This window comes from Paracoccus sp. S4493 (assembly GCF_000967735.1).
In the GTDB taxonomy this organism is placed as follows: domain Bacteria; phylum Pseudomonadota; class Alphaproteobacteria; order Rhodobacterales; family Rhodobacteraceae; genus Paracoccus; species Paracoccus marcusii.
In genome coordinates, this window is the sequence record NZ_JXYF01000455.1 from 1 (window position 1) to 349 (window position 349).

Here is a 349-nt window from a genome sequence, read left to right on the forward strand (position 1 = left end):
TGGTGATGCTGGATGCGGTCGGGCAGTGGATCGCCCCGTCTGATGACGAGCCGATCCGTGCGGGCCGACCGCGCGTGTGGCCGATGCTGCTGGGCGCGCTGGTCCTGGCATCGGTCTGGCCACTGCTGATCGACAATCCGGGCGTGCTGACCCTGGCCTCCGTGGCCGGGGCCGTCGCCGCGACGGTGGGCGCCCGGCGCGCGGCGGGTCGGCATCGCCCCGCGATCGGGTTTCTGGCCGGATGGGCCACCGCCCTGGCCTCGGCCGCGCTGGCGGAACTGACCGCCGTGCAGTTCGGCCTGTCCGCGCAGATCGTGTCGGCCGTGGCGATCCTGCCCGCCGCGGCCCT

General features: G+C 74.8%; 1 protein-coding gene. It reads left to right on the forward strand.

All coding sequences use genetic code 11. The features are described from left to right. A partial coding sequence (locus tag TW83_RS21525; RefSeq protein ID WP_045984233.1) for a hypothetical protein occupies positions 1-349 on the forward strand: 349 nt, incomplete at both ends.